Source organism: Streptomyces botrytidirepellens, assembly GCF_003721215.1.
Classification (GTDB): domain Bacteria; phylum Actinomycetota; class Actinomycetes; order Streptomycetales; family Streptomycetaceae; genus Streptomyces; species Streptomyces himastatinicus.
In genome coordinates this window covers 1-6,077 of the sequence record NZ_RIBZ01000672.1, presented here as the reverse complement: position 1 = coordinate 6,077, position 6,077 = coordinate 1, and the positions used below count along the sequence as shown (strand labels likewise).

At 72.4% G+C, this 6,077-nt stretch carries 5 protein-coding genes and 3 pseudogenes; all 8 read left to right on the top strand.

Annotated features, from left to right (window positions below; all coding sequences use genetic code 11):
* Positions 1-1,063: pseudogene (lepB, locus tag EEJ42_RS35345) on the top strand (signal peptidase I); the annotation flags it as partial.
* The gene (gene lepB / locus EEJ42_RS35340) at positions 960-2,003 is read left to right on the top strand and encodes a signal peptidase I (RefSeq protein ID WP_246097583.1); all 1,044 of its coding nucleotides are present in this window, start codon (positions 960-962) and stop codon (positions 2,001-2,003) included. The pseudogene lepB (EEJ42_RS35345) and the gene lepB (EEJ42_RS35340), both read left to right, overlap by 104 nt.
* A 91-nt stretch (positions 2,004-2,094) precedes the next feature.
* Entirely contained in the window at positions 2,095-2,850 is a 756-nt protein-coding gene (lepB, locus tag EEJ42_RS35335; RefSeq protein ID WP_123106302.1) for a signal peptidase I, read from the top strand.
* Positions 2,843-3,361, top strand: a complete 519-nt coding sequence (locus EEJ42_RS35330) for an NUDIX hydrolase (RefSeq protein ID WP_123106301.1) — start codon at positions 2,843-2,845, stop codon at positions 3,359-3,361. Before lepB (EEJ42_RS35335) ends, EEJ42_RS35330 begins: the two co-directional genes overlap by 8 nt.
* A 39-nt stretch (positions 3,362-3,400) precedes the next feature.
* Positions 3,401-3,709 (top strand): DUF2469 domain-containing protein, encoded by a 309-nt coding sequence (locus tag EEJ42_RS35325; RefSeq protein WP_009714730.1) that lies wholly within the window; start codon positions 3,401-3,403, stop codon positions 3,707-3,709.
* A 202-nt stretch (positions 3,710-3,911) separates the two neighbouring features.
* Complete coding sequence (locus tag EEJ42_RS35320; RefSeq protein WP_009714729.1) at positions 3,912-4,271, top strand: YraN family protein; 360 nt, start codon at positions 3,912-3,914, stop codon at positions 4,269-4,271.
* Positions 4,272-5,896: pseudogene (locus EEJ42_RS35315) on the top strand (YifB family Mg chelatase-like AAA ATPase).
* Positions 5,896-6,077, top strand: a pseudogene (locus EEJ42_RS35310) (DNA-processing protein DprA); the annotation flags it as partial. The pseudogenes EEJ42_RS35315 and EEJ42_RS35310, both read left to right, overlap by 1 nt.

Below are 6,077 nucleotides of genomic sequence, written 5' to 3'. Positions count from 1 at the left end.
CGCTCCGGCACCCGCCGGGCGGGCCTCGGCCTTGGCACCGCCCCCGCCGCACCGGAGCGCGAGCCGGGGCAGCGCCGACTCGCCACGCGCGCGGAGCGGCGCCGGGTGCAGCAGCGGATCAAGCGCAGGAGACGCCGTTCCGCCGTGCGGGAGATACCGATCCTGATCGGTGTGGCGCTGGTGATCGCGCTGGTCCTCAAGACCTTCCTGGTGCAGGCGTTCGTGATCCCGTCCGGCTCGATGGAGCAGACGATCAAGATCGGCGACCGGGTGCTGGTCGACAAGTTCACCCCGTGGTTCGGCTCCAAGCCGACCCGCGGGGACGTGGTGGTGTTCAAGGACCCCGGCGGCTGGCTGGAGGACGAGCGGAAGCCGCCCAAGGACGATCCGCCGGTCATCAAGCAGGGCAAGGAGTTCCTGACCTTCATCGGTCTGCTGCCCTCGTCGGACGAGCAGGACCTGATCAAGCGGGTGGTCGCGGTCGGCGGCGACACGGTGGCATGCTGTGACTCGAACGGCAGGGTCACGGTCAACGGGACACCGCTGAACGAGTCGTATCTGTACCCGGGGAACGCGCCGTCGCAGCGCAAGTTCAAGGTGACCGTCCCCGCGGGGCGGATGTTCATGATGGGCGACCACCGGTCCAACTCGGCGGACTCCCGGGTGCACCTCGACGAGTCGTACCAGGGCACCGTCGCGGACGAGAGCGTGGTGGGCCGCGCGGTGGTGATCGCATGGCCGTTCGGCCACATGCGACAGCTGGAGGAGCCCGGAACGTACGCGTCCGTGCGGGACGCGCCGAGTGGGGCGACACAGGTGAGCGGTGCGCCGCATAGGCTGTCCCCCATGGATCAGCAAGGAATGATCCAGCTCCCGACCCCTGCGGAACTCCCGCTCGTTATGGGAGTGGTGGGCCTGCGCCGTTCGTGGAGCAGGCGGCAGCGGCGTGAGGAGTGAATGTGGGGGACTTGGCGGTCGGCGCCCGATCCGGTCACGAAGAGCCCGAGAGGCGACCCGGGACGAGGGGAGAGGGGACCGCGGACCAGGCACCGGAAGCGTCCGGGGCGTCCCCGGCACCGGGAGGCGCTCCCACGGCGGAATCGGCTGATACGCCGCCCTCCGGACCCACCGGTCCGCCCCCGCCGGGGCCCGGGGCCGGTGCGGAGCGGGAGAGCGGCTCCGAGGAGGAGAGCGAGCGGCCCGGCACCGGGCGGCGGCCCGCGAAGGGGCGGAAGGTGCGCTCCTTCTGGAAGGAGCTGCCGATCCTGATCTTCATCGCGCTGGTGCTGGCGCTGCTGATCAAGACCTTCCTGGTGCAGGCGTTCTCGATCCCGTCCGACTCGATGCAGAACACGCTCCAGCGGGGCGACCGGGTGCTGGTGGACAAGCTCACCCCCTGGTTCGGCTCGAAGCCGGAGCGCGGCGAGGTGGTCGTCTTCCACGACCCGGGCGGCTGGCTCGGAGAAACCCCGACGCAGGACTCGGGCCCGATCGCCGAGGGCATCCAGGAGGCGCTCAGCCGCGTCGGCCTGATGCCGTCCGCCGATGAGAAGGACCTGATCAAGCGCGTGATCGCGGTCGGCGGCGACACCGTCTCGTGCAAGCGCGGCGGCAAGGTGATGGTCAACGGCAAGGCGCTGGACGAGCCGTACATCTTCCCCGGGAACACGCCCTGTGACGAGAAGCCGTTCGGTCCGGTCAAGGTGCCCGAGGACCGGATCTGGGTCATGGGCGACCACCGCCAGGACTCGCTGGACTCCCGCTACCACCAGAACCTGCACAACGGCACCGTCTCGGTGGACGACGTCGTCGGGCGCGCCATCGTGGTCGCCTGGCCGGTCAACCGCTGGTCCGCCCTGTCGATCCCGGGCACCTTCGACCAGCCGGGGCTGAGCGCGGCGGCCTCCATGGCACCCTCGGCGCTCGGGCTCGCCGGTGCGGTGCCGATCGTGCTGTGGCGTCGTCGCAGGCGGGAGGCGAAGGTGCGGGGGACGGCTGACTGACCCCCCGTACCGCGGGTAAGGTGCGATCCCGTGCCACAGGGCATGCGGAACATGACCTTCTATGTCTGCTGGACACGGTGGGAGCACTGGAATGAGCGATGCCCGAGGGGCGGGGGGCAGCAGGCTGGGCGCCGTGCTGTCCGGGCTGGCGGTGGCCGTCGGCTGTGTGCTGTTCCTGGGCGGCTTCGCCTGGGGCGCGGTGCTCTACAAGCCGTACAGCGTCCCGACGGACTCGATGTCGCCGACCATCGGCAAGGGCGACCGGGTGCTCGCGGAGCGCATCGACGGCGGTGAGGTCCACCGCGGCGATGTGGTCGTCTTCCAGGACGAGATCTGGGGCGCCCTGCCCATGGTGAAGCGGGTCATCGGCGTCGGCGGCGACAAGGTCGTGTGCTGCGACAAGCAGAACCGCATCACCGTGGACGGCAAGACACTCGAAGAACCGTATCTTCAGGCCAAGGAACCGGCCTCGATGACCCGGTTCTCCACCACCGTGCCCAAGGGGCGCCTGTTCCTCATGGGCGACCACCGCAGCGACTCCCTCGACTCCCGGGTGCACCTCACCGACAGCAGTCACGGAGCCGTCCCCAAGGACGCCGTGACGGCCCGGGTGGACGCCACCGCCTGGCCGCTGGGGTCCTTCGGCATGATGGGACGCCCGGATGTGTTCAAGGACCTGCCGGGCGGGGTCTCGCAGCCCGGTCCGCTCCGGCTCGTTTCGGTCTCGGTCCTGGCCGGTGCCGTGCTCATCCTGGGAGGTGCGGCCTACGGGCCGGTCGCGCGCCGGATGGGAGGCGGAACCACCCGGCGGAACGAGATGCGGGAGAAGGTGGCGGCCAGTGGCTGAAGGGACCGGTGGGACCGGCGCGGACGTGACTCCGCTGCGGAAGGTCGCCCGGGTGGTGCTGCTCGACCCGGCGGACCGGATCCTGCTGCTGCACGGGTTCGAACCCGATGCCCCCTCGCTGACCTGGTGGTTCACCCCGGGCGGCGGACTGGAGGGCGACGAGAGCCGGGAGCAGGCCGCCCTGCGCGAGCTGGCGGAGGAGACCGGGATCACCGATGTCCGCCTCGGCCCGCTGCTGTGGCGGCGCACCTGCTCCTTCCCGTTCTTCGGCCGCCGCTGGGACCAGGACGAGTGGTACTACCTGGCCCGTACGGAGCAGACCACGACCCGCCCGGAGGGGCTGACGGAGCTGGAGCGGCGCAGCGTGACCGGGCTGCGCTGGTGGACGCTGGAGGAGCTGGCCGGGGCGACCGAGCCGGTGTACCCGACCCGGCTCGTCGAACTGTTGCGTACGCTGCTCGACGAGGGACCGCCCAGTTCACCGGTGATCCTGGAGACTGAGCGCGTCTGACGCACAATGGGGGGACGCACGGCTGAAGGGGAACATGCCATGAGCGCCGAGGACCTCGAGAAGTACGAGACCGAGATGGAGCTGAAGCTCTACCGGGAGTACCGCGATGTCGTCGGTCTGTTCAAATACGTGATCGAGACCGAGCGCCGCTTCTATCTCACCAACGACTACGAAATGCAGGTGCACTCGGTCCAGGGTGAGGTCTTCTTCGAGGTGTCGATGGCGGACGCCTGGGTCTGGGACATGTACCGACCGGCGCGGTTCGTCAAGCAGGTACGCGTGCTCACGTTCAAGGACGTGAATATCGAGGAGCTGAACAAGAGTGACCTCGATCTTCCGGGGGGCTGATCAGCCGGGCTGACCTCCCGGGGCCGATTCCGACCGATTCAGCCCATCCCGGCCGATCGTCCGGGATGGGCTGACTTCCGGGGGCCGGCTCACTCTTCCGGGTGGCCGAGTTGTCCACCCGCGCCGGGCCGTCCACAGAAATCCACCAAGATCCCTGAAATCGGGGCGGGCGCGTCACAGTCGGTGCCGGAGGTGGTGCCGAATGAACGCCCGGGGAGCACTGGGCCGCTACGGCGAGGATCTGGCGGCGCGACGGCTGGCCGAGGCCGGTATGACCGTCCTGGAGCGCAATTGGCGGTGCCGGGACGGCGAGATCGACATCGTCGCGCTGGATGCCGGGGCGCTGGTCGTGTGCGAGGTCAAGACGCGTCGCGCGGAGGGCTACGAACCTCCGACGGCGGCGGTCAGGCCCGGCAAGACCGCCCGGCTGCGCCGGCTCGCCGAGCGCTGGCTGGAGCGGCACGGCGGGCCGCCGCCGGGAGGCGTGCGGATCGACCTGGTGGGCGTGGTGCTGCCGCGGCGCGGCGCGCCCGTGGTCGAGCATCTGCGGGGGGTGGCCTGAATGGGGTTCGCCCGCACCTGCTCGGTGGCGCTGGTCGGGGTCGAGGGCGTGGTGGTCGAGGTCCAGGCCGATCTGGAGCCCGGCGTGGCCGCCTTCACCCTGGTCGGCCTGCCCGACAAATCCCTGGTGGAGAGCCGGGACCGGGTCCGCGCCGCCGTGGTCAATTCGGGAGCCGCCTGGCCGCAGAAGAAGCTCACGGTGGGGCTCAGCCCGGCGTCCGTCCCCAAGGGCGGCAGCGGCTTCGACCTGGCCGTGGCCTGCGCGGTGCTCGGCGCCGCCGAGCGCATCGACCCGCGGGAGATCGCCGATCTGATGATGATCGGGGAGCTGGGTCTGGACGGCCGGGTCCGGCCCGTGCGCGGGGTGCTGCCCGCCGTGCTCGCGGCCGCCGAGGCCGGATACCGGCAGGTCGTCGTCCCGGAGCAGACCGCGGCCGAGGCATCCCTGGTCCCGGGCGTCTCGGTGCTCGGGGTGCGGAGCCTGCGCCAGCTGATCGCGGCCCTCACCGACGAACCGGTGCCCGAGGAGGACGAGCCGCTGGAGGCCGGGCGGCCCGATCCGATGCTCGCGGGGCTCACCATGCCCGGCGCGGGCATGGGCACCGGGGTGGCCGCGCTCCCCGGAGCCGGGACGGGGCGGCCCGACCTGGCCGAGGTCGCCGGACAGCGGGCCGCGCGCACCGCGCTGGAGGTCGCCGCCGCCGGGGGCCACCATCTGTTCCTCATCGGGCCACCGGGCGCGGGCAAGACCATGCTCGCCGAGCGGCTGCCCGGGCTGCTGCCGCCGCTCACCCGGCAGGAGGCGCTGGAGGTCACCGCCGTGCACTCGGTGGCCGGGGTGCTGCCACCGGGCGAGCCCCTGGTGCAAACGCCCCCGTATTGCGCACCGCACCACTCGGCGACCATGGCCGCCCTGGTCGGCGGCGGCAACGGGCTGCCGCGGCCGGGCGCGGTCTCCCTCGCCCACCGGGGGCTGCTCTTCCTGGACGAGGCGCCCGAGTTCAGCGGCCGGGCCCTGGACGCCCTGCGGCAGAACCCCTGGAATCGGGCCATGTGGTGGTCGCCCGCTCCGCGGGCATGATGCGCATGCCCGCGCGCTTCCTCCTCATGCTGGCAGCCAACCCCTGCCCCTGCGGGCGCCACGGGCTGATGGGGGACGGCTGCGAATGCTCGCCCTCGACGGTCCGCCGGTACCAGTCGCGGCTCTCCGGCCCCCTGCTGGACCGGGTCGACCTGCGTGTCCGCGTCGAGGCGGTGAGCCGGGCCGAGCTGACCGGGGCGGGTGGCGGGGCGGAGAGCACCGCCTCGGTCGCGGCCCGCGTGCGCGAGGCGAGGGAGCGGGCCGCCGCCCGCCTCGCGGGCACCCCCTGGCAGCTGAACAGCGAGGTGCCGGGCCATGAGCTGCGCACCCGCTGGCAGGCCTGCCCCGGGGCGCTCCGCGAGGCCGAGCGCGACATGGAGCGCGGGCTGCTCACCGCCCGCGGCCTGGACCGGGTGCTGCGGGTCGCCTGGACCGTGGCCGACCTCGCCGGGCACGACCGGCCGCTGGCGCCGGACATCGCCCAGGCCCTCCAGCTGCGCACCGGAGTGGCCCGCGCGGTGCCGGTCGGCGCGGGGGAGTGCTGATGGCTGCCGGCCCGGCGGGAGGCCCGGCCGCGGCGTCCGGGATGCCACCCGCCATGGACCCCGGGCCGGGCGTGGACGACGAGGAGCGGCTCGCCCGGGCGGCCCTCACCCGGCTCGTGGAGCCCGGCGACGAAGCGGTGGGGCGCTGGCTGCGCAGGCTGGGGCCGGTCGGGCTGCGGCG

Coding starts and splice junctions, on each gene's coding strand:
- lepB (WP_123106302.1), top strand. CDS start 2,095: ATGAGCGATGCCCGAGGGGCGGGGGGCAGCAGGCTGGGCGCCGTGCTG.
- EEJ42_RS35325 (WP_009714730.1), top strand. CDS start 3,401: ATGAGCGCCGAGGACCTCGAGAAGTACGAGACCGAGATGGAGCTGAAG.
- EEJ42_RS35320 (WP_009714729.1), top strand. CDS start 3,912: ATGAACGCCCGGGGAGCACTGGGCCGCTACGGCGAGGATCTGGCGGCG.